This window comes from Lysobacter antibioticus HS124 (genome assembly GCF_000336385.2).
GTDB classification, from domain to species: domain Bacteria; phylum Pseudomonadota; class Gammaproteobacteria; order Xanthomonadales; family Xanthomonadaceae; genus Lysobacter; species Lysobacter firmicutimachus.
Map to the genome: position 1 here is coordinate 57,709 of NZ_HG424486.1, position 18,687 is coordinate 76,395.

General features: G+C 65.6%; 20 protein-coding genes. 9 read left to right on the forward strand and 11 right to left on the reverse strand.

The window, feature by feature from the left end; genetic code table 11:
• The first annotated feature begins 45 nt into the window (after window positions 1–45).
• The 7 genes from TX83_RS09435 (at window position 46) to TX83_RS09465 (ending at window position 9,057) form a co-directional block, all read left to right on the forward strand.
• The gene (locus tag TX83_RS09435) at window positions 46–2,205 is read left to right on the forward strand and encodes a bi-domain-containing oxidoreductase (protein WP_064747688.1); all 2,160 of its coding nucleotides are present in this window, start codon (window positions 46–48) and stop codon (window positions 2,203–2,205) included.
• The gene (locus tag TX83_RS09440; RefSeq protein WP_075575086.1) at window positions 2,202–3,854 is read left to right on the forward strand and encodes a heparinase II/III family protein; all 1,653 of its coding nucleotides are present in this window, start codon (window positions 2,202–2,204) and stop codon (window positions 3,852–3,854) included. Before TX83_RS09435 ends, TX83_RS09440 begins: the two co-directional genes overlap by 4 nt.
• 5 nt (window positions 3,855–3,859) lie before the next feature.
• Window positions 3,860–5,113 (forward strand): glycosyltransferase family 4 protein, encoded by a 1,254-nt coding sequence (locus TX83_RS09445; protein ID WP_064747689.1) that lies wholly within the window; start codon window positions 3,860–3,862, stop codon window positions 5,111–5,113.
• 4 nt (window positions 5,114–5,117) lie between these two features.
• Complete coding sequence (locus tag TX83_RS09450) at window positions 5,118–5,885, forward strand: YdcF family protein (RefSeq protein ID WP_064747690.1); 768 nt, start codon at window positions 5,118–5,120, stop codon at window positions 5,883–5,885.
• A 445-nt stretch (window positions 5,886–6,330) separates the two neighbouring features.
• Window positions 6,331–7,053: a tRNA-dependent cyclodipeptide synthase gene (locus tag TX83_RS09455; RefSeq protein WP_075575087.1), complete on the forward strand. Its 723-nt coding sequence runs from the start codon at window positions 6,331–6,333 to the stop codon at window positions 7,051–7,053.
• An 11-nt stretch (window positions 7,054–7,064) separates the two neighbouring features.
• Window positions 7,065–8,273, forward strand: a complete 1,209-nt coding sequence (locus tag TX83_RS09460; RefSeq protein WP_064747692.1) for a cytochrome P450 — start codon at window positions 7,065–7,067, stop codon at window positions 8,271–8,273.
• Between the two features lie 16 nt (window positions 8,274–8,289).
• Window positions 8,290–9,057: a class I SAM-dependent DNA methyltransferase gene (locus TX83_RS09465; protein WP_064747693.1), complete on the forward strand. Its 768-nt coding sequence runs from the start codon at window positions 8,290–8,292 to the stop codon at window positions 9,055–9,057.
• A gap of 18 nt (window positions 9,058–9,075) precedes the next feature.
• On the opposite strand, the gene TX83_RS09470 is transcribed toward TX83_RS09465, so the two are convergent.
• Window positions 9,076–10,209: a peptidoglycan DD-metalloendopeptidase family protein gene (locus tag TX83_RS09470; protein ID WP_064747694.1), complete on the reverse strand. Its 1,134-nt coding sequence runs from the start codon at window positions 10,207–10,209 to the stop codon at window positions 9,076–9,078.
• Window positions 10,210–10,542: 333 nt separating this feature from the next.
• On the opposite strand from TX83_RS09470, the gene TX83_RS09475 reads away from it, so the two are divergent.
• A complete protein-coding gene (locus tag TX83_RS09475) occupies window positions 10,543–10,827 on the forward strand; it encodes a hypothetical protein (protein ID WP_064747695.1) in 285 nt (94 codons plus the stop codon).
• A 73-nt stretch (window positions 10,828–10,900) separates the two neighbouring features.
• On the opposite strand, the gene TX83_RS09480 is transcribed toward TX83_RS09475, so the two are convergent.
• Together TX83_RS09480 and TX83_RS09485 are read right to left on the reverse strand one after the other, a co-directional pair.
• Window positions 10,901–12,328: a phospholipase effector Tle1 domain-containing protein gene (locus tag TX83_RS09480; protein ID WP_064747696.1), complete on the reverse strand. Its 1,428-nt coding sequence runs from the start codon at window positions 12,326–12,328 to the stop codon at window positions 10,901–10,903.
• Between the two features lie 68 nt (window positions 12,329–12,396).
• Entirely contained in the window at window positions 12,397–13,329 is a 933-nt protein-coding gene (locus TX83_RS09485) for an NAD(P)/FAD-dependent oxidoreductase (protein WP_064747697.1), read from the reverse strand.
• Between the two features lie 106 nt (window positions 13,330–13,435).
• Between TX83_RS09485 and TX83_RS09490 the strand changes: the two genes are divergently transcribed.
• Window positions 13,436–13,885, forward strand: a complete 450-nt coding sequence (locus tag TX83_RS09490; protein ID WP_064747698.1) for an RrF2 family transcriptional regulator — start codon at window positions 13,436–13,438, stop codon at window positions 13,883–13,885.
• Window positions 13,886–14,097: 212 nt separating this feature from the next.
• On the opposite strand, the gene TX83_RS09495 is transcribed toward TX83_RS09490, so the two are convergent.
• The 8 genes from TX83_RS09495 to TX83_RS22725 all read right to left on the reverse strand — a co-directional run.
• Entirely contained in the window at window positions 14,098–14,310 is a 213-nt protein-coding gene (locus tag TX83_RS09495; protein ID WP_064747699.1) for a hypothetical protein, read from the reverse strand.
• Window positions 14,311–14,387: 77 nt separating this feature from the next.
• The gene (locus tag TX83_RS22695) at window positions 14,388–14,918 is read right to left on the reverse strand and encodes a tetratricopeptide repeat protein (RefSeq protein WP_141233441.1); all 531 of its coding nucleotides are present in this window, start codon (window positions 14,916–14,918) and stop codon (window positions 14,388–14,390) included.
• Between the two features lie 254 nt (window positions 14,919–15,172).
• Window positions 15,173–15,628 carry a hypothetical protein gene (locus TX83_RS22700; RefSeq protein ID WP_141233442.1) on the reverse strand — a complete coding sequence of 152 codons (456 nt, stop codon included), beginning with the start codon at window positions 15,626–15,628 and terminating at the stop codon, window positions 15,173–15,175.
• Between the two features lie 276 nt (window positions 15,629–15,904).
• Window positions 15,905–16,132: a hypothetical protein gene (locus TX83_RS22705; RefSeq protein WP_141233443.1), complete on the reverse strand. Its 228-nt coding sequence runs from the start codon at window positions 16,130–16,132 to the stop codon at window positions 15,905–15,907.
• Between the two features lie 349 nt (window positions 16,133–16,481).
• Window positions 16,482–16,931 carry a hypothetical protein gene (locus TX83_RS22710; protein WP_141233444.1) on the reverse strand — a complete coding sequence of 150 codons (450 nt, stop codon included), beginning with the start codon at window positions 16,929–16,931 and terminating at the stop codon, window positions 16,482–16,484.
• Complete coding sequence (locus TX83_RS22715) at window positions 16,928–17,422, reverse strand: hypothetical protein (RefSeq protein WP_141233445.1); 495 nt, start codon at window positions 17,420–17,422, stop codon at window positions 16,928–16,930. The genes TX83_RS22710 and TX83_RS22715 overlap by 4 nt, the downstream gene beginning before the upstream one ends.
• A 108-nt stretch (window positions 17,423–17,530) precedes the next feature.
• The gene (locus TX83_RS22720; protein ID WP_141233446.1) at window positions 17,531–17,797 is read right to left on the reverse strand and encodes a hypothetical protein; all 267 of its coding nucleotides are present in this window, start codon (window positions 17,795–17,797) and stop codon (window positions 17,531–17,533) included.
• Window position 17,798: 1 nt separating this feature from the next.
• On the reverse strand, window positions 17,799–18,687 hold an 889-nt coding region (locus TX83_RS22725; protein ID WP_222423749.1), incomplete at its 5' end, for a hypothetical protein.

Consider the following 18,687-nt stretch of genomic DNA (forward strand, 5'->3'; position numbering starts at 1 on the left):
CCCCCGCCGCGACGCCTCACCTTCCCCCTTCGTACTGGAACCACCATGCAACAGGTCCTGCAAAATCTGCGCGACGGCAGCACCGAAGTCGTCGACGTCCCGGTCCCGGCGCTCAAGCCCGGCCATCTGCTGATCCGAACCGGCACCACCCTGGTCTCGGCCGGCACCGAACGCATGCTGGTCGAGTTCGGCAAGGCCAACATGCTGCAGAAGGCGCGCCAGCAGCCGGACAAGGTGCGCATGGTGCTGGAGAAGGTCCGCACCGACGGCCTGGCCACCACCATCGACGCGGTGCGCAGCAAACTCGACCAGCCGCTGCCGCTGGGCTATTGCAACGTCGGCACGGTGATCGGCGTCGGCGCCGGGGTCAACGGCTTCGAGGTCGGCGACCGCGTCGCCTCCAACGGCAAGCATGCCGAAGTGGTGGCGGTGCCGGCCAACCTGTGTGCGCGCATCCCCGACGGCGTCGACGACGAGGCCGCCTCGTTCACCGTGCTCGGCGCGATCGCCCTGCAGGGCATTCGCCTGGTCCAGCCGACCCTCGGCGAGGCGGTGGTCGTCACCGGCCTGGGCCTGATCGGCCTGATCACCGTGCAGCTGCTGCGCGCGCACGGCTGCCGCGTGCTCGGCATCGACTTCGACCCGGCCAAGCTGGCGTTGGCGCGCAGCTACGGCGCCGACACCGTCGACCTGTCCAAGGGCGAGGACCCGGTCTCGGCGGCGCAGACGTTCTCGCGCGGCCGCGGCGTCGACGCGGTGCTGATCACCGCCTCGACCAAGAGCAACGAACCGGTCTCGCAGGCCGCGCACATGTGCCGCAAGCGCGGCCGCATCGTCCTGGTCGGCGTCACCGGCCTGGAACTGTCTCGCGCCGACTTCTACGAGAAGGAACTGAGTTTCCAGGTCTCCTGCTCCTACGGCCCGGGCCGCTACGACCCATCCTACGAAGAACGCGGCAACGACTACCCGGTCGCGTTCGTGCGCTGGACCGAGCAGCGCAACTTCGAGGCCATGCTCGACATGATGGCGGCCGGTTCGATCCAGACCCAGGCGCTGGTCAGCCATCGCTACGCCATCGCCGAGGCCGAGCAGGCCTACACCGTGCTCGGCGGCGCCGAACCTTCGCTCGGCATCTTGCTCGACTACGGCCGTCCCGACGACGCGCTGGCCACGCCGTTGCGCCGCACCGTGCCGCTGCCGGCCGCGGTGCAGGCGCCCGCCGCGCCGGCCGCCCCGGGCAACGGCTCGGTGGCCTTCATCGGCGCCGGCAACTATGCCGGCCGGGTGCTGATCCCCGCCTTCGCCAAGGCCGGCGCCTCGCTGCACACCGTGGTCTCCAGCGGCGGAGTCAGCAGCGTGCACTTCGGCCGCAAGTTCGGCTTCCGCAACGCCAGCACCGACACCGACGCGACCCTGCGCGACAGCGGCAACGATTCGGTGGTGATCGCGACCCAGCACGGCAGCCACGCCGCGCTGACCACCAAGGCGCTGCGCCAGGGCAAGCATGTCTTCGTCGAAAAGCCGCTGTGCATGACGCTCGAGGAGCTGGCCGAGATCGAGAAGGCCTACGCCGACTGCGCGGTGTACGGCCGTCCGCCGGTGCTGATGGTCGGCTTCAATCGCCGCTTCGCCCCGCAGGTACGCAAGATGCACGCGCTGCTGGCCGGCGTGCAGGAACCCAAGAGCTTCATCATGACGGTCAACGCCGGCGCGATTCCGGCCGACCACTGGACCCAGGACCCCAAGGCCGGCGGCGGCCGCCTGATCGGCGAAGCCTGCCACTTCGTCGACCTGCTGCGCTTCCTGGCCGGCGCGCCGATCGTCGGCCACCAGTTGACCGCGGTCGGCAACGTGCCCGGCGTCGGCATCCGCAGCGACCGGGTCAGCTTCAGCCTCAGTTTCGCCGACGGCTCGTTCGGAACCGTGCATTACCTGGCCAACGGCGACAAGAGCTTCCCCAAGGAGCGCCTGGAAGTCTTCACCGCGGGCCGGGTGCTGCAGTTGGACAACTTCCGCCGCCTCAAGGGCTACGGCTGGCCGGGCTTCAAATCGATGAACCTGTGGCGCCAGGACAAGGGCCAGAACGACTGCGCGCAGGCCTTCATGGCCGCGGTCAAGGCGCGCGGCGACTCGCCGATCCCGGCCGAGCAACTGTTCGAAGTCGCCCGCGCGACCATCGAACTGGACGCAGCGGTCCGCGCATGAACGCCTCGGCGCGCGCCCTGCGGCTGTGGTACACCGTGCGCCATCTGCGCCCGGTGCAGATCTACGGCCGTGCCTGGCACCGGTTGCACCGGCCGCGCATCGACCTGTCGCCCGCGCCACCGGCGATGCCGGCGCGCGGCCAGTGGCAAGGCTGCGCGCGCGCGCCGTCGATGCTGGGCCCGAACCGGTTCCGTTTTCTCAATGCCGAGCACGATCTGCGCAACGGCGACTGGAACGATCGCGCCCTGCCCAAGCTGTGGCTGTACAACCTGCACTACTTCGACGATCTGGTCGCCGACGGCGCGGCGGCGCGCGCCGGCTGGCACGCCGACCTGGTGCGCGGCTGGATCGCGGCCAATCCACCCGGCGCCGGCAACGGCTGGGAGCCGTATTGCCTGTCGCTGCGCACCGTCAACTGGATCAAGTGGTTGCTGTCGGGTCACGCGCCCGCCGACGACGACGCCCGCCAAGCCGCGCTCGACAGCCTCGCCGTACAGGCCCGCTATCTGGCCGGCCGCCTGGAACGGCACCTGCTCGGCAATCATCTGTGGGCCAACTACAAAGCCCTGCTGTTCGCCGGCCTGTTTTTCGACGGCGAGGAAGGCGCGCGCTGGCTCGACATCGGCCTGCGCGGCATGCGCCGCGAAATCGGCGAGCAGATCCTCGCCGACGGCGGTCACTTCGAACGCAGCCCGATGTACCACGCGATCCTGCTCGAGGATTTGCTCGACCTGATCCAGCTCGGCGAACGCTACGCTCCGGCGGTGTCGCGCGAGGATCTGGAACTGTGGCGGACACGCGCCGCATCGATGCTCGGCTGGCTCGCGGTCATGACCCATCCCGACGGCGGCATCGCCTTCTTCAACGACGCCGCCCACGGCATCGCGCCGGAACTGGCGCCGTTGCAGGACTATGCGCGCTCGCTCGGGCTGACTCCGCCGGAGCGCTCCGGCGAGGCCCTGCAGTTGCTGCCCGAGTCCGGCTACGCGCGCCTGGAGTACGGCGAGGCGGTGCTGATCGCCGATATCGGCGAAGTCGGTCCGAACTACCTGCCCGGCCACGCTCACGCCGATACCCTGAGCTTCGAGCTGTCCCTGCACGGGCGCCGGGTGCTGGTGAACGCCGGCACCTCGCGTTACGACATCGGCGCCGAGCGCCTGTGGCAGCGCGGCACCGCCGCGCACAACACGGTGCAGATCGACGACCAGGACTCCTCCGAGGTCTGGAGCAGTTTCCGCGTCGCCCGCCGCGCCCTGCCGTTCGCGATCGGCCATGGCCAGGACAGCGGCGGGGTCTGGCTGGAAGCCGCGCACGACGGCTACAAGCGCCTGCCCGGCCGCGCCGTGCATTGCCGCCGGTGGCGCCTGCAGGAAGACCAACTGCGAGTGGAAGACCTCATCGAGGGCCGCTTCGCCCGCGCCGTCGCGCGCTATCGCACTCCGCCGGGCCTGCGCATCGGCGCTGCGCGCGTCGCCGGCGACGGCATCGAGGCGCTGCGCTGGCGCAGCGAGCCCGAGGGGCTGAGCGCCCACGTCGCCGCCAGCACCTATCACGCCGGCTTCGGCCGCAGCGAAGCCTGCGACGTGCTGGAAGTCGCCGTGCCGCGCGACACCGGCAGCGCCGCCATCGTGTTCACCTGGACCAGCTGAAGCTCATGCGCATCCTGTTTCTCACGGACAACTTCCCGCCGGAAGGCAACGCGCCGGCCACGCGCACCTACGAACACGCGGTGCGCTGGGTGCGCGCCGGGAACGAGGTCACGGTGATCACCTGCGCGCCGAACTTCCCCGAGGGCAAGCTGTTTCCCGGCTATCGCAACGCCTGGCGCAGCGTGGAAACGCTGGACGGCATCCGCGTGGTCCGGGTCAAGACCTACATCACCGCCAACGAGGGTTTCGCCAAGCGCACCCTGGACTACCTCAGCTTCATGGCGGCCTCGGTCGGATTCGGCCTGTTCGAGCGCCGCCACGACGTGATCGTCGCTACTTCGCCGCAGTTCTTCTGCGCGCTCGGCGGCTGGGCGCTGGCACGGCTGCGCCGACGCCCGTTCGTGTTCGAACTGCGCGACCTGTGGCCGGCATCGATCACCGCGGTCGGCGCGATGCAACGCAGCCCGGCGATCCGGGTGCTGGAAAAGCTGGAGATGTTCCTCTACCGCAGCGCCGAGGCGATCGTGCCGGTCACCCAGAGCTTCCGCGACGAGCTGATCCAGCGCGGCGTCGACGCCGGCAAGATCCATGTGGTGCTCAACGGCGTCGACCTGCAACGCTATCGGCCCGGCCCGCGCGACGAAGCCCTGGCGAGCGAGTACGACCTGGACGGCCGCTTCGTCGTCGGTTACCTCGGCACGCACGGCATGGCCCACGGCCTGGAAAAAGTGCTGGATGCGGTCGAGCGCCTGCGCGACGAGCCGCGCATCGCCTTCTTTTTCGCCGGCAGCGGCGCCGAACGCGCCCGCGTCGAGCAGTTGGTCGCCGAGCGCGGGCTGCACAACGTGCGCATGATTCCGCGTCAGCCCAAGGACATGATGCCGCGGCTGTGGAGCCTGTGCGATCTGTCGCTGATCCCGCTGCGCGACACGCCTGTGTTCAGCAGCGTGATCCCGTCCAAGCTGTTCGAAGGCATGGGCATGGGCATTCCGGCGCTGATGTCGCTGCCGCGCGGCGAGGCCACCCGGATCGTCGAGAGCACCGGCTGCGGCGTGTGCGTGCCGCCGGAGGACGGCGCGGCGATGGCCGAGGCCATCCGCGAACTGGCCGCCGACCCCGAGCGCATGCGTCGCCTGCGCGAGGCCAGCTTGGCCGCGGCGCCGGCTTACTCCCGCGATCGCCAGGCGACCCTGATGACCGACGCGCTCAGCCGTTTGCTCGACGACGACAGCGGCGGACTGCTGCGCGCTTCCAAGTGAGCCGATGAGCGGGCTCGACGAGCTGCTGCGCTGGCCGTTCGAGCCGCTGCACGGCTCGCTCTGCCTGGCCGCGCTGGCGCTGCTCGCCGCGGCGCTGCGCTGGCGGCGCTGCGCGCTGGCATTGTTGCTGATCGCACCGCTGTGGACGTTGGGGTGGTCGCTGCCGGTCGCCGCCGACGGCCTCGCCGCGGCGCTCGCACGCGGCTATCCCGCGTTGAGCGAAACCCGGGCGCGGCGCGCCGACGCGATCGTCGTACTCGGCGGCGATATCGGCCGCGCCGACCAGTACGAGGCCGCTGACGCAGCCGCGCCGCAATTGGCCGGCAATCGGCTCGCGCTCGGCGCGCGCTTGTGGCGACGCGGCCTGGCGCCGCAGATCCTGCTCAGCGGCGGACCGACCGCGCATACGCCCGGCAGCAGCGAAGCCCGGCGCATGGCCGATTCGATCCGAGCCTTCGGCGTGCCGGCGTCGGCACTGGTGCTGGAGGACCGCAGCCGAAACACCGCCGACAACGCAGGCTTCACTCGGATGATCGGCGCGGCGCGCGGCTGGAACGACATCATTCTGGTCACCTCGCCCGAGCACCTGCCGCGCGCCGTACGCTCGTTCGAACGCGCCGGCTGGCGCGTGCAGGGCATCGCCACCGCAGCGACGCCGCTCAGCGACGTACTGCCGCCGTGGCAACCGTCGCCACGCGCGCTGCGACGTAGCGGACGCTTTCTCAAGGAAGCCGCCGGCCTGTGCGTCGCCAGACTGGACACGCTGCATTAGCGGAGCCCACCGCTGAATGCATGCGTTGCGAACAGGCGCACCGCGAAACTGCGTCGCGCCACGCCAGTCCGCGCTCAGCGAGCGAATCTTTCGGGATAGCAGTGATGCCGATCGGCTTTCGCACGACGCTTCGCGATGGCCGATCACCGACGCTCACTTATCTCTGAATTCAGTCAGATAGCACACTGTCGGCGCGCGCGATCCGGCGATTTCAATCACGGTTCGACGTTGCGTGCGCGAGTAAGTTCTGCGCCGAACGAAGTGGAGATGCACCCCGTCCGACGCGACGCCGATGGGCGCGTCGCGCCGCGGTGCTCGCTCTCGTCCCCGTCCTGCCCCTGCGCTGCGCGGCCCCAACCGCGGCCGCAACGACGCCTGTCGCTTCCGTGCCAGATGCGTTTGCAGCGGTGGGACGTCGTCCTTTTTACGCCACCGGAGTCCCGCGATGAATCTGCCGAACGCCGATGTGTCCGCTGTTTGCATTCCTGCATCGCCGCCACCCCCGCTACGGGCCCAGCCCTATACCGAACACTGCCGTCGTCTGTTCGACATCGCCGAGCATGCCGTAATCGGGCTGAGTCCGTTCAACGGCGGGGTCAATCCGCACACCGTGCAAGGACTGGTCGCCTGGGGCGTGGGTCATTTCCGCCGTATCGACGTGCTGTTGCCCGGCTACGAAGCCGCCCACACCCTGGTCGCCGCGGGCGCGCGTCCGCTCGATGCCGTGCGGCGCCTGCGTCATGCACTCAACGCCCTGCGCAATGCCGCGACCCGCCAATTGCAGGAGTGCGGCATCGACCGGCCGGAACAGCGGGTGCATACCTGGACCCGGCTGCAGGATCGCGCCGCCTATCTGGATCTGCGGCGCGAGTTGGAACGACGCAGCCGCCTCGAGCCCTGGCTGCACCAGGCCTGCGAGAGCGCCGCCCGCAATGCGGTCGCAGGCAGCGGCGGCGCAGTGGCGTCGGATTCCGCCGTGCAGTACGCCGTGCAGTACGCGCTGGCCGAGCTGCCGTTCCTCGTCGACAGTCCGTCGATCTTCGGCGCCGCCAGCTCGGTGTTCGTCTATCCGCGTCCGATCCCCCTCGTCCATGCCCTGCTCGAACGCGACGACGCCCTGCTGCGCCACCGCGGCCAGGGCTATGTCAGTGTCCGCCGCCTGCCGTGAGTGCCGCCGCCATGACGCTTTCGCTGGAACAGCAAACCGAGTTGATCGACTACCCCTTCCCGATCGGCCCGCTGGGCACGCCGCCGAAAACCATCGCCTGGGCGCGCAAGCACCGACCGCTGTGCCCGATCCGCCTGCCCAGCGGCACCCCGGCGTGGATGCTTACGCGCAAGCAGGACATCGCGATGGTGCTCAGCGACCGGCGTTTCTCGCGCAACCTCACCTTTCACGGCGCGCCGCGCTTCGTCGGCGAAGATTTCACCGCCGTGCCGGGCGGGATCTTCAATCTCGACCCGCCCGACCACACCCGTGTGCGGCAGGTGGTCGGTCCGTTCTATACCCGCGCCGGCGCCGAACGCTACCGGCCATTGATCGAACGCCACGCACAATCCCTGCTCGATGCGATGGCCGACGGCAGCAATCCGGTCGACCTGATGCAGGCTTATTCCAACCTGCTGCCGCTGCATAGCAATTGCGACATTCTGCAGGTTCCGGTCGAGTTCCGCGCCCGTTACCTGGAATACTTCCATACCCAGACCAATTACGAAGCCAGCGCCGAGGAGGTCGCCCAGGCCACGGCCCAGGTGACCGACTTCGCCCGCCGGGTGATCGAATTGCGCCGCGGTCAGCCGCATCACGACGACCCCATCGGCGCCTTGATCCAGGCCGAACGCGAAGGCCGGATCAGCGAGCAGGAATTGGTCGGCACGGTCTGCTATCTGTTCGTCACCGGTTCCGAACCGCTGATCCCGCCGCTGTCGACCGGCCTGCTGACCCTGCTCGTACACCCGCAGCAACTGCGCCAATGCATCGACGACCCCGCGCTGTGGCCGCGCGCGGTCGAGGAAGTGCTGCGCTACCACCACAACGGCGTGCTCGGCCTGCCGCGCGTGGCGACCGAGGACGTGACGGTCGGCGACGGCCTGATCCGCCGCGGCGAAGCGGTGTGCGCGACCATGCTCGGCGTCACCTGGGACCCGAAGTATTACCGGCATCCGGAAAAGTTCGACATCCACCGCGACACCGACGGCACCGCCACCTTCGGCAGCGGCCCGCATTTCTGCCTGGGCTCGTCGCTGACCCGGGTGTTTCTGGAATCGGCCTACCGCCTGCTGTTCGAGCGCTTCCCCCGCCTCGCCCTGGCCTTGCCGGCAAGCGAGATTCCATGGGAGCGCAACATCCTGTTCATCCGCCCGGTCAGTCTGCCGGTCGCCTGGTAATCACGAGGAGCCGTTCATGAACCACACCGACAGTCAGTTCGACGCCCTGGCCGACGCCTACGAAGACAGCATCGAGCAGATGCCGTTCCGCAAGCACATCGAGATGCACAGCGTTCTGCGTGTACTCGGCGATACCGGCGGCCTGCGCGTGCTCGACCTGGGCTGCGGCAGCGGGCTGTACACCCGCGCCATCGCCCAACGCGGCGCGCGCCGGGTCATGGGACTGGACGTATCCGAAGGCATGATCGACTACGCCCGTCGGCGCGAAGACCGCACGCCGCTGGGCATCGGTTACCGTTGGCGCGACGCCACCCGCGCCGCGGATACGGTCGCCGACGATCTGGGCGAGCGTTTCGATCTGGTCACCGCGATCTACGTCTTGCCTTACGCGCCGACCCTGCACGGCCTCACCTCGATCTGCCGCACCGCCTTCCACGCCCTGTCCGCGCCCGGCGACCGCTTCGTCGCCGCGGTGCTCAATCCGGAATTCGCGCGCGAACCGGGCTGGTATCGTAATTACGGCATGGAACTCAGCGCACCACCGGCCCTGTACGAGGGGGCGCCGGTGCATCTGCACGCCTGGTTCGGCGGACACGTACTCGACCTGGACGCGTTCTACTGGTCGCGCGAGGCGCACGAGCGCGCCTTCACCGAGGCCGGTTTCGCCCAGTTGCGCTGGCACGCGCCGGTGCTGGCCGAAAGCGGGCGCGAGGTGCAGCCGAGCGAGTTCTGGCACAACTACCTGCACTGCCCGCACGCGATGATCGTCGAGGCGCAGCGCTGACGCGTACCTGCGCGCCGGTCACTTGGCGAACATCACCACGCTGTTGGAAGCGGGCGCCTCGCCGAGCCGCTCGCGCTCGGTACCGGCCGCCAGCGCCTGCCAGGGCTCGCGTCCGAGCCGATCGATCTGAGGATACGTCCCGAGCAGTTCGAAACGCTCGAACACGAACGGCAGCCCTTCCGAGGCCAGGGGGCGGGCGCCATCGGACACATGGAAGTGCAAGTGCGGGCGGGTGGAATCGCCGGTGTGGCCCAGCGCGGCGAGGGTCTGGCCGCGGCGCACGCGCTCGCCGACCCGCACGCGCAGACTGCCCGGACGCAGGTGCTCGTAGGTGGCATAGCGTCCGTCCGGCAGAGCCAGCACGAGATAGTTGCCCGGCGCCAGGTCCAGCGTATTTTTGCGGTGGCCGGAGATGGTCGCGCGCTCGGCGACGCCGTCGCGCGCAGCGACGACTTCGGCGTCGGCGACCGCGAGTACATCGGCGCCATAGCCCAGCGAGTTCGCGGTGCGGTCCGGATCGCCGCGGAAAATACGGCCGGCGCGGTCGACCGCGACCCAGTCGATCGCGTGCCGCCCGGGCAGGCGGGCGCGGCCGTCGAAGGTGTAGAACACGCGCCGGTGGCCGCGTGGCCACTGCGGCGCATGCACCGCCGCCCAAGGACCGCCACGCAGCGGCGGACCGAGCAGCAAGGTCGAAGGCTCGCTCACCGCTACCGGCGCGCCCTCGATCTCGTCCTCGCCCTGTGCGCCGAGCAAGCCGATGCGATGGCGCAAGGCCGCCGGCGCGAGGGTCCCGGCGAGCAGATCGAATTCGACGAACACCACCGCGCGTTCGCCCGGCCGCAACGCGGCATCGGCCGGCGTTGCCGCCGCAGCACCGATCGACTGCCGGCGCGCGGCCAGTTCGGCGCCGGCGAAACCGGCCAGCACCGCACCGCCGTCGCGGTCCAGCACGTCGACCCGCCGCAGCTCCCACGGCGCATTGCTGAAATTGGTCAGGTGCAGCTCGTACATCAACCGCTGCCGCCCCTCGACCCGCAACGGCGCCGGCGCCTGCGGCACGGCCATGTCCAGGGATTCGTTCATCGCCGCGGCGCCGGCAGGCGATGCGGACAGCAGCAACACTAAAGTGCAGGCGAGCGAGCGCAGCATCGTGAAGAGTTCCGGGGAGGCGACAAGGAGGCGGAGGACCGCGCCGGCAACGACCGGACCGGCACGAATCGGACAATGATCCCACGCCCGGCCGGGTCGCGCTGCATGACTGTCGTACTAAGCCTTTTGGCGGGGATTCGGGATTCGGGATTCGGGATTCGGGATTCGGGATTAGGGATTAGGGATTAGGGATTAGGGATTAGGGAGAAGTCCAAAGCAGGTCGGGCTCTGCTTCAACCTTTATCGATTCCTGCCCGTACTGCCATCATCCGCAGTCGGAATCTACTGATTCCACGGCACAGCCAACAGCGCCAGCCATGCCATGGACACGGTGTGCGCCATCTCGCTTCCGGCTACATCCGCCTCCGCGCGGCCAGGGTCCATTGCGAATCGAGCATCGGCGATGTCGCGGGCAAGACCCGCAATGTCGATGTCGGCGCCCTGATCGACAGCGGCTGGCTGCGCGCCCACACGCCGCTCGACCCGGCCGATGTCTATTTGTGCAGGCCGCACCCGTTCATGCGCCGCTTCGTGCGCGAACCCGTCGATGCCAGCGTGCCGGGCGAACGCATCCGCTGTGAGTTCTTCGGTCCCAGCGACGAGGCCCTGGCAGCGTGAATCGCCCCCGATAGCTACGCCGCCGCGCACGGGCCGTACGGCCCGGCCCGTTCGCGGCATCGTCTTGTAAACGTCAGCCGTCCAGCGCGTTCTGCAGCGCAGCGTTGCTGTCTTCCACCGGCGTCCGCACGGCCCGGTCGAAATCGAAGCCGGCCGAGCCTTGGCCGTCGACGTTCTGCTCGATCACCACTTCGGTCGGCCCCTCCAGCCGCATCCGGTCGATCCGGGTCATGCCGGCGGAGGCCGCGACCCAGGCGGCGAAGGCCGCCAGACGCACCCGCTCGCCGTCGAAGAGGTTGACCAGGCCGTTCTCGTCGCGCAGGGTCGCCGCCTTCTGCATGCTCTGCAGCAGCAAGTCGACGGCATTGCCGCGCCGACGACGCGGCGCTACGGTCGGCGGCCCGCGGAACGGATCGATGAATCGATACTGCAGACCGGCCTTGGTGTCGTTGCGGCGTTCGCCTTCCAGCGGCCACGCACCGGTGTTGTAAACGTATCTGCGATCCTGCATGCGCGGCTTGCCCCACCAGGTGAGGCTGCCGTCGCGATACATGTCGGGCGGCGCCAGGTTCTTGTCGCGGCCGCCGTCGAGCTGGCGATTGCCTTTGGTGCGGCGCCAGTCGCCGGAGCCGGGCACCAGTTCTTCCTGATGAGGCCTGTTGCTCGCATCGTCCAGCGGAACGCTGCGCCGGGCCAGGAACGGCACCGCGCTGAGACCGTTGAGGTAGTCGATCATCAGATCGCCGGCCTGCGCTTCCAGGCCGCCGCCGGCGTAGCCGCCGCCGACATCGGAATGCGAGCCCGGCAGCACCACCGACAGGAAGCGGCCGTTTTCGGTCAAGCCCGGCGGCAGGATCGGATTGAGCGGGAAGTCGATGCGTTCTTCGTCGCGCGACTGCAGCTGGAAACCGGACACCACCGTGTCCGGCAAGCGCCGGTCGTTCTTCTGTGGCGTGCCGGCGGCGACCGGGTCGAACAGGCCGATCGCCTGCGGCACATCGGCCGGCTTGCGCAACTGCTGGCCGTTCCTGGCGGTCACGCCGCGTTCGCCGACCAGCACCGCGAAGCCGGCCGCCTGCACTGCGCCGCGGCTGAAACCGATCGTGACCAGGCGGATCTTCGCGGCCGGATCTTCTTCGATCCAGGCCCGGGCCTGACGCGCGAAGCGCGCATACATCTCGTCGATGCGCGCGCCATAGGTCGATCCGGTCAGTTTGTCGCGCACGCGCTCGCGGGCGCTGCTCTGCGTGCCCGGACCGGCCAGGTACGACACGACGATGCGCGGATCGTCGCGCACCTCGATCTGGCGCGCGATCGCGGCGATGTTGGTCGGGGCGTCGGGCTGCTGGGCGACATCGTTGCCGGTGCCGTCGAAGGCGGCGACGAACATGCGCTCGTTGACGCCGTCCGGCTGCAGGAACAGCGGAATCCGCAGCCCCAGCATTTCTTCGCGCGCCGCATCGTACAGCGCCAGATCTTCCGCTTGGGGTACCCAGGACATCGCAGCCTCGTATTCGTATAAGGGACGCTTCCCTTAACGAGCGGACGCAGGCGGCGTGAACGACAAGGCTAGGCCGCCAGCATTCCGGGCCGTTCTTCCAGCAGCGCCCGGTGCGCGCTCAGCCCCGCCATCGCACCGGCCGCCAACGCCATCGCCGCGCTGTGCATCGGCGCGGCCGAGTCGCCGGCGGCGAACACGCCCGGCACCGAAGTCCGCCTGAGTTCGTCGACTTTGAGATAAGGCCCGAGCGGACCGTCCGCGAGTTCGCAGCCCAATTGCAGCGGCAAATCGCAGGTCAGCTCGATCCGCGGCGCGACGAACATGGCGTCTATCGGCAGCGTTCGATCATCGGCGAGCAGCACCGCGGACAGCGCGGCCCCTTCGCCTTGCAGGGCAATCACCGGCACCGGCTCGATCCGCACGCCCAGCGCCTGCAGTTGCCGGCGCGCAGCCTCGTCGGGGTCGGTCAGCTCCTGGGTGAAATAAGTGGTCGGCCCCCACTCCGGAATCAGCAGCGCCTGATGCAGGCTGATGTCGCCGGTCGCGAGCACGCCGAGCGGACGGCCGGCGTATTCGAAGCCATGGCAGTAGGGACAATGCAGCACGCTGCGGCCCCAGCGCTCGCGCAGGCCGGGCAGATCGGGCGGAACGTCGCGGACGCCGGTCGCCAGCACCAGCTTGCGCCCGGACACGCGCTCGCCGGAGTTCAGTCGCAGAGCGAAGCCCAGGGCCGTGCGCTCGGCCGCGGTCGCGGTCGCCTGCTTCAGGCTCACGCTGGGATAGCCCATCAACTGCGCCAACGCCTCGGCGATCAGTTCCTCCGGCGCCTTGCCATCGTGCCCCATCACCCCGTGCGAGTGCGCGGCAAAACGGTTGCGCGGCCGCCCTGCATCGATCAGCAGCACCCGCTTGCGCGCCCGCGCCAACATCAACGCCGCCGACAGGCCGGCGAAGCTGCCGCCGACCACCACGACCTCGTAGTCCGAACCCTCGACACCCATGACGGATCTCCAATTCGTAACAATTGAAGGATCAATATAAGATGCGCCACGGCAATATGCAACTTCATATGATATGATTTGGCCGGACCCGATCCGGCGACCGCCCATGAGACTCGACAGCCGCCTGTCGCGGATGCTGCACGTGCTGGTGCACATGGACAGCCATGAGCAGCGCGCGACCTCCGAGACCATCGCCGGCATGCTCGGCACCAACCCCACCGTGGTCCGCCGCACCCTGGCCGGCCTGCGCGAACACGGCATCGTTACCGCCGAACGCGGCCCCGGCGGCGGCTGGGTCCTGGCGCGCGAACTGTCCGAGATCAGCCTGCTCGACGTGCACCGGGCCTTGGGCAGTCCCAGCCTGTTCGCGATCGGCGTCGCCGACCGCAAAGCCAAATGCCTGGTCGAACAGGCGGTCAACGAACGCATCGACTCGGCCCTGGCCGAAGCCGAAGCCACCGTCCTGGCCCGCTTCGCCGCGATCAAGCTGGCCGACCTGGCGGCCGATTTCCACCGCCGCTTGAAGGCACGCGGCGGCTGGACGCACGAACTCTGAGCGAACCGGCCCGACGCTCAGTCCTTGCGCAGTTCCAACAGCGCGCTCCCGTACGCCCCCTGCGCCCGCTCAGCCCAGACCGGTTCCGACAATGCGGCAACCAATCGCCGCGGCAGCGGCTCGGAGACGCCGTTCAAGGGAATGCCGTAAACCACGCCGGCGGCGCTGGGCGCCCAGCAAACGAACAGGCCCTCGCCGGTACCGGCCCAGAACTACACATTGCGGATGCGTCCACGCAACGCTTTCGACAGCACATCGTGGTAGTCCAGCGACTCGACGTAGTCGCCCTCCTCGCCCCACGAGGTGATCCTGCCGCTGTCGGGATTCGCCAAGCCGGCGCCGAGACGCAGCAGGGCCGAGAACACTCGCTCGCAAGAGGCTTCGATCGGCCCCGGAAGGCGGACCACACAGGAATAATCGGCCATGCCAGCTCCGACAGCGCGATGGATCGAAAGGACGAAGGTGCACAGACCTCGCCGCTGAAGGTCTGCGCAGCGGACGCTTACTCCTGCGGTTTCACCCCGAGATAAGCGCCGGCGACGTGTTCGGTGACCCAGGGATCGTCGTCGCTCAGCTCGAACGCCTGCTCGAACATTCGTTCGGCCGTCGCCCGGTCGCCCTGCATCAGATAATGCGCACCGACCTCGGCCAGCGCCTTGGCATCGTCGCGATTGCCGGCCAGGAATTTGTCGAACAACGGTTTCGCCCGGGCCCACTCGCCGGCCTCGGCATATACCCGGGCGATCCGATACACATCGCTGTCCTCGTGCTCGCCCGCCAGGATCGCATCGAACACCGCCTGCCCCTCGGCCTTGAACCCGCCCAGGTAATACACCCGACCGGCGCCGATGCGCTCCCAACTGCCGTTTTTTCCGGACTGGACTAACGCTACTTCGAGCAGGGCCTTGGCGGCGTCTTCGTTGGGCTTGCCCTGATAAAGCGTAGGCGTGGACTGGGGTTTCTTTGCGGCGTGGACTGGACCAGTACCGACGACGAACAAGGCCGCCGCAGCGGCGGCGATAAACGCCTTCATGTTTCCCCCTTAGTGGCGCAGGAACGCGAAACTAGCACGCTGCTATATGCGTTTTGAATGTGTGCCATTGAGCGCAATCAACGAAAAGCGAGGACCGCTCTGACCAAGGTTCGGCTACACATAGACCTGCGGTGCGAGCACGGTCTCGGTGCGGCCCTCGGACAGAGTCACGGTCTGTTCGACCAGCCAGACGATGTCGCTGATCAGCTGGGCGATCTGCTCGGCGGTCAAAGACGGAGTGCATTCTTGCGACACTATCCTATCTGAACCTCATTCAGCTCCGCGCAAATTCGTTCCAAAACAAAATCATCTTGGATGATCGCAAAATCATCTGAGTCATCGTGAAGCCCGTGAGCCGCAATCACTCTCGCGCCTGAATCCAACAAGAAGCACAATCCAACTTCGTTCGGAAGCTCGGCAAGTCGAGCGGTTCTAGGCTTTCGAACAAGGAGGGAAATTGCTCTGACCTGCGCACCAATCACTCGATGCCAAAATGAAGATGCGAACTTTGGATCATTGGCGGAAATTGGATGCAGCTCTTCATCGCAGGAGAGCGTGCCCGCACAGACGGACAGATCAGCCCGATCTCGCTCTACCCAAACAGACACCGAGTTCTTGGACGGATCGCTCGCAACCCCCAGAATAACGCCTGAATCAAATGCGATTGCTGCCGGACCACATGTCAACGAAAAAACATCCTTGCTAGCCAATCGGCACTCCTGCTCCGCCTCATCGGGAGCCCACCAACTGTACCTTATTAGGCTCACAACCCTATATCCCACAAGCGAGCGCAGATCGACCTGAAGGCGCGAAGGAACGACCCCGTTACCTGATACGCCTCCACTATCCATTTTACCTCCCAACTTTCCAAGCCTGCTAAATAAAAAATATCAATTATTCGCGATTTTTCATATAAAACACCTCGACAGATACCCCCTGACGCACCCGAATCGTGTACAGCGATCGAAAACATCGCACAACAAAGTTCAAAGCTGACAGTACACGCCCGCCTTTAATAACTTGGCCTCATCGAGGAAAGCTGCCAGCTCCAAAAGCGCCTTTACAATGGCGTCTCTTGCGATCTCGCAGAACAGCTCATTCTTATCACCATCCCAACCGCAGCAAAAACGAACAGACGTCGGTAACGCACTCAGCGCCTCCATGATTAAATTACGAGCAGCATCCACAACCTCTCCGACTAAGCGTTCCGGCATGACTTATTCTTCATACTGAGAAAAAGAAGCACCAAACCGAATATTAACCTGACCCCAGAAATGCCGAAAAAACAACCATTCAGACACACCCGAGGGAAGCGACAACCCCTTCTCGGAACCGCACCCCGCGTCGATTATCATTTTAAAATATGATAAATTCATAATTAATCTGAATTCGTGAAATGCGTGAGAGCCGTACGGACATCCAAGGGAATCCCGGTGTGAACAGTTTCTGTTGGCTTCACCAATGGCACATTATTTGAAATTGGCTTTCCGAACTGATCGGTAACGAAGAGGCCCCTCAACATTGACGCGCCAAAACACCACTGCCCGGCTATGCCGGTCGAACTCAGCATGCAGGAACAGCGCACTGCCTCAAATAGGCAACAAAATCAACCATATCCTCATAGGCCGAAACGCCGAACTCGGGCATCCGCTCTCGAAAATACTGCTGTACTGTAAGACCACTGCTCCTGATCTCAGCATCCAAGCCCACGGTTAGCTTTGGGCAGATGGTCCAATTGATACCTGCTGAAGGGCTTCGATCATGAGAGACTAGAACCCAGTCAACCTTTCCGGTGTAGCTTTTTACAGCGCGACCGAGAGCCTCCAACAGTCCTGGCTGCTCGGATTTAAATCTGAAGCTCGTATACGGAGGCTCCGCTGAACGATCCTCAGCAACTTCTCCCTGCGCCGCTCTATACACAACCCGACTGAAGGAATTTCTGGCCCAGTCGAGTTCAGAAACCTCCCTCAACAGGCTCACAATCTCGTCGCCTTTAGCAAGATTCTTGCTCACGGAAATCCCTTTGGTTTGCTTGGGAAAATTACCCTATCAGGATTGATCCCACGGATGTGCTGCAACCAGTCGCCCTTCGGGACCGGAGTCGGTGACAAGCGAGGATCAAAGACATATCGCCCATCCGTGTAGACCTGGTGATACCACTGCCCAGGCTCTAACGAGCCGTTCTCAAAGACATTCAGATTACCGGACGACAACGGCCGGGCTTCAAGTATTCGCCCTTCGCCATTGCTCGTCCGAAGCATCGACTCAGCGATTTCGTTGCAATCAACGCACCGTATGTCATTCGCCATATTGCGAATGCCCACACTGTTCATCGCGTCGACGCCGGCCTGACTTGGTGGGAAATTGGGGTTGATCGCTCGCACCGGCCTAGACATTCCGGGAAGCGTCAGACCTTCAGCAGCTCCTACACTGTTTGCAATGCCCCCCAACGCGGCGGCATCAATGTCGCCGCCGCGCAGGGCCGCCGCTGCGGCCGCGGTCATGTCGTGCAGCACAGCCTTGTTGGCGCCGCCCTTGCTCCAGCTCTATAGCCGCAGGTGGGTGCCGGCGACTACCGCGAACCCAGAATTAGAAATCAGAAAGGGAGGCGGTCATTCGCTATCAACCTCCACAACATAAGCTTTGTAAACAACCTCATCAAAACCCTTAATCCACACCCGGCCGCATTTCGGGCAATGAATAACATCCTGCCCAGTCCTATCCACTTCGGCAATCAGGGCATTTCCACTCATATCTTTTTTCTCGACGCGATCCACCAAATCATACAAGACAACATTTGGAATCATCGTGTACTGCTCAGGCGCTGGCGTTCGCACCAGGCCAATTACATGCAAACATTTGCACAGAAATTTTGCCATCTCACCGCCTCAATAGGTTTTCAACAACCATCCGATCGAACTGCACGACCCTCCCCCTTTGCGAGAAAATTAGTCTATCAAGGGGTATTTGGCGCCCTTGCCTTACTTTCATGAAAGCAGCCGCAGCAGCCTTGTACATGTCGAAATTACTGAAGCCAACAGGAACTACAACCACAACAGAATCAGCCTGCCCGGAAAAAACCTTCGCCTCAACTTCCCTAGCAATTGCAATAACACTAGGTTTTTCTGGCGCGTATACATCCACCCTCCCCAACCCCTCCACTACGAACTCCGAAGTCGGCATTCCAGAAACCCCTCTTTTACTTGCCTCCAACGGCACATGCACGTCATATCCAAGAGCTAATAATATTCTCAACCCTTGCTGCTCAGTAGCACTGAGATCATCCATTGCCTTTCCGACCTCAAACGTAGCGTTGCCGGCGCGGGTAACGAGTGCAGTGCCTCCCTGCGTTATGCCTTCAATCTCTCTTGCCAGGTCGTCTGCTGCTTGAGCAGCACGTTTCACTAGATCATCTGATACACCAGCGACAACCTTACTACCCCCAATAGCTGCAGGTATGGCTATTCCAGACGCAAAAGCTGCATCGCCCATTCCCATTTCCATCGCAGCCACGGCCAGCTCGTTGCACGTAGCGAGGCTGGAAAAACATCGGGCAGCAACTCCTGGAAGAGTCAGGCCGGCCAACGCTGCGGTCACTCCGGTAGCGCCTGTGGCCCCAAGGAACAAGCCGACCTGGCCAGCACTTCTGGAAGTGACGTTGTCGGCCCAATGGAGCAGGCCGCGGCCATAGATGTAGCGCAGGTCACCCTGACTCAGCCCTCCTCCCTGCAGCGTGTTATAGACCTGCTGGAACGCGTCGACATCACCA

Excerpts from the sequence above, each read along its gene's own strand:
- TX83_RS22705 (WP_141233443.1), bottom strand. The coding sequence starts at position 16,132 with ATGCCGGAACGCTTAGTCGGAGAGGTTGTGGATGCTGCTCGTAATTTA.
- TX83_RS09490 (WP_064747698.1), top strand. The coding sequence starts at position 13,436 with ATGAGACTCGACAGCCGCCTGTCGCGGATGCTGCACGTGCTGGTGCAC.
- TX83_RS09435 (WP_064747688.1), top strand. The coding sequence starts at position 46 with ATGCAACAGGTCCTGCAAAATCTGCGCGACGGCAGCACCGAAGTCGTC.
- TX83_RS09445 (WP_064747689.1), top strand. The coding sequence starts at position 3,860 with ATGCGCATCCTGTTTCTCACGGACAACTTCCCGCCGGAAGGCAACGCG.
- TX83_RS09480 (WP_064747696.1), bottom strand. The coding sequence starts at position 12,328 with ATGTCCTGGGTACCCCAAGCGGAAGATCTGGCGCTGTACGATGCGGCG.
- TX83_RS09470 (WP_064747694.1), bottom strand. The coding sequence starts at position 10,209 with ATGCTGCGCTCGCTCGCCTGCACTTTAGTGTTGCTGCTGTCCGCATCG.
- TX83_RS09460 (WP_064747692.1), top strand. The coding sequence starts at position 7,065 with ATGACGCTTTCGCTGGAACAGCAAACCGAGTTGATCGACTACCCCTTC.
- TX83_RS09465 (WP_064747693.1), top strand. The coding sequence starts at position 8,290 with ATGAACCACACCGACAGTCAGTTCGACGCCCTGGCCGACGCCTACGAA.
- TX83_RS09440 (WP_075575086.1), top strand. The coding sequence starts at position 2,202 with ATGAACGCCTCGGCGCGCGCCCTGCGGCTGTGGTACACCGTGCGCCAT.
- TX83_RS09485 (WP_064747697.1), bottom strand. The coding sequence starts at position 13,329 with ATGGGTGTCGAGGGTTCGGACTACGAGGTCGTGGTGGTCGGCGGCAGC.
- TX83_RS22695 (WP_141233441.1), bottom strand. The coding sequence starts at position 14,918 with ATGAAGGCGTTTATCGCCGCCGCTGCGGCGGCCTTGTTCGTCGTCGGT.
- TX83_RS09455 (WP_075575087.1), top strand. The coding sequence starts at position 6,331 with ATGAATCTGCCGAACGCCGATGTGTCCGCTGTTTGCATTCCTGCATCG.
- TX83_RS22715 (WP_141233445.1), bottom strand. The coding sequence starts at position 17,422 with ATGACCGCGGCCGCAGCGGCGGCCCTGCGCGGCGGCGACATTGATGCC.
- TX83_RS22720 (WP_141233446.1), bottom strand. The coding sequence starts at position 17,797 with ATGGCAAAATTTCTGTGCAAATGTTTGCATGTAATTGGCCTGGTGCGA.
- TX83_RS09495 (WP_064747699.1), bottom strand. The coding sequence starts at position 14,310 with ATGGCCGATTATTCCTGTGTGGTCCGCCTTCCGGGGCCGATCGAAGCC.
- TX83_RS09450 (WP_064747690.1), top strand. The coding sequence starts at position 5,118 with ATGAGCGGGCTCGACGAGCTGCTGCGCTGGCCGTTCGAGCCGCTGCAC.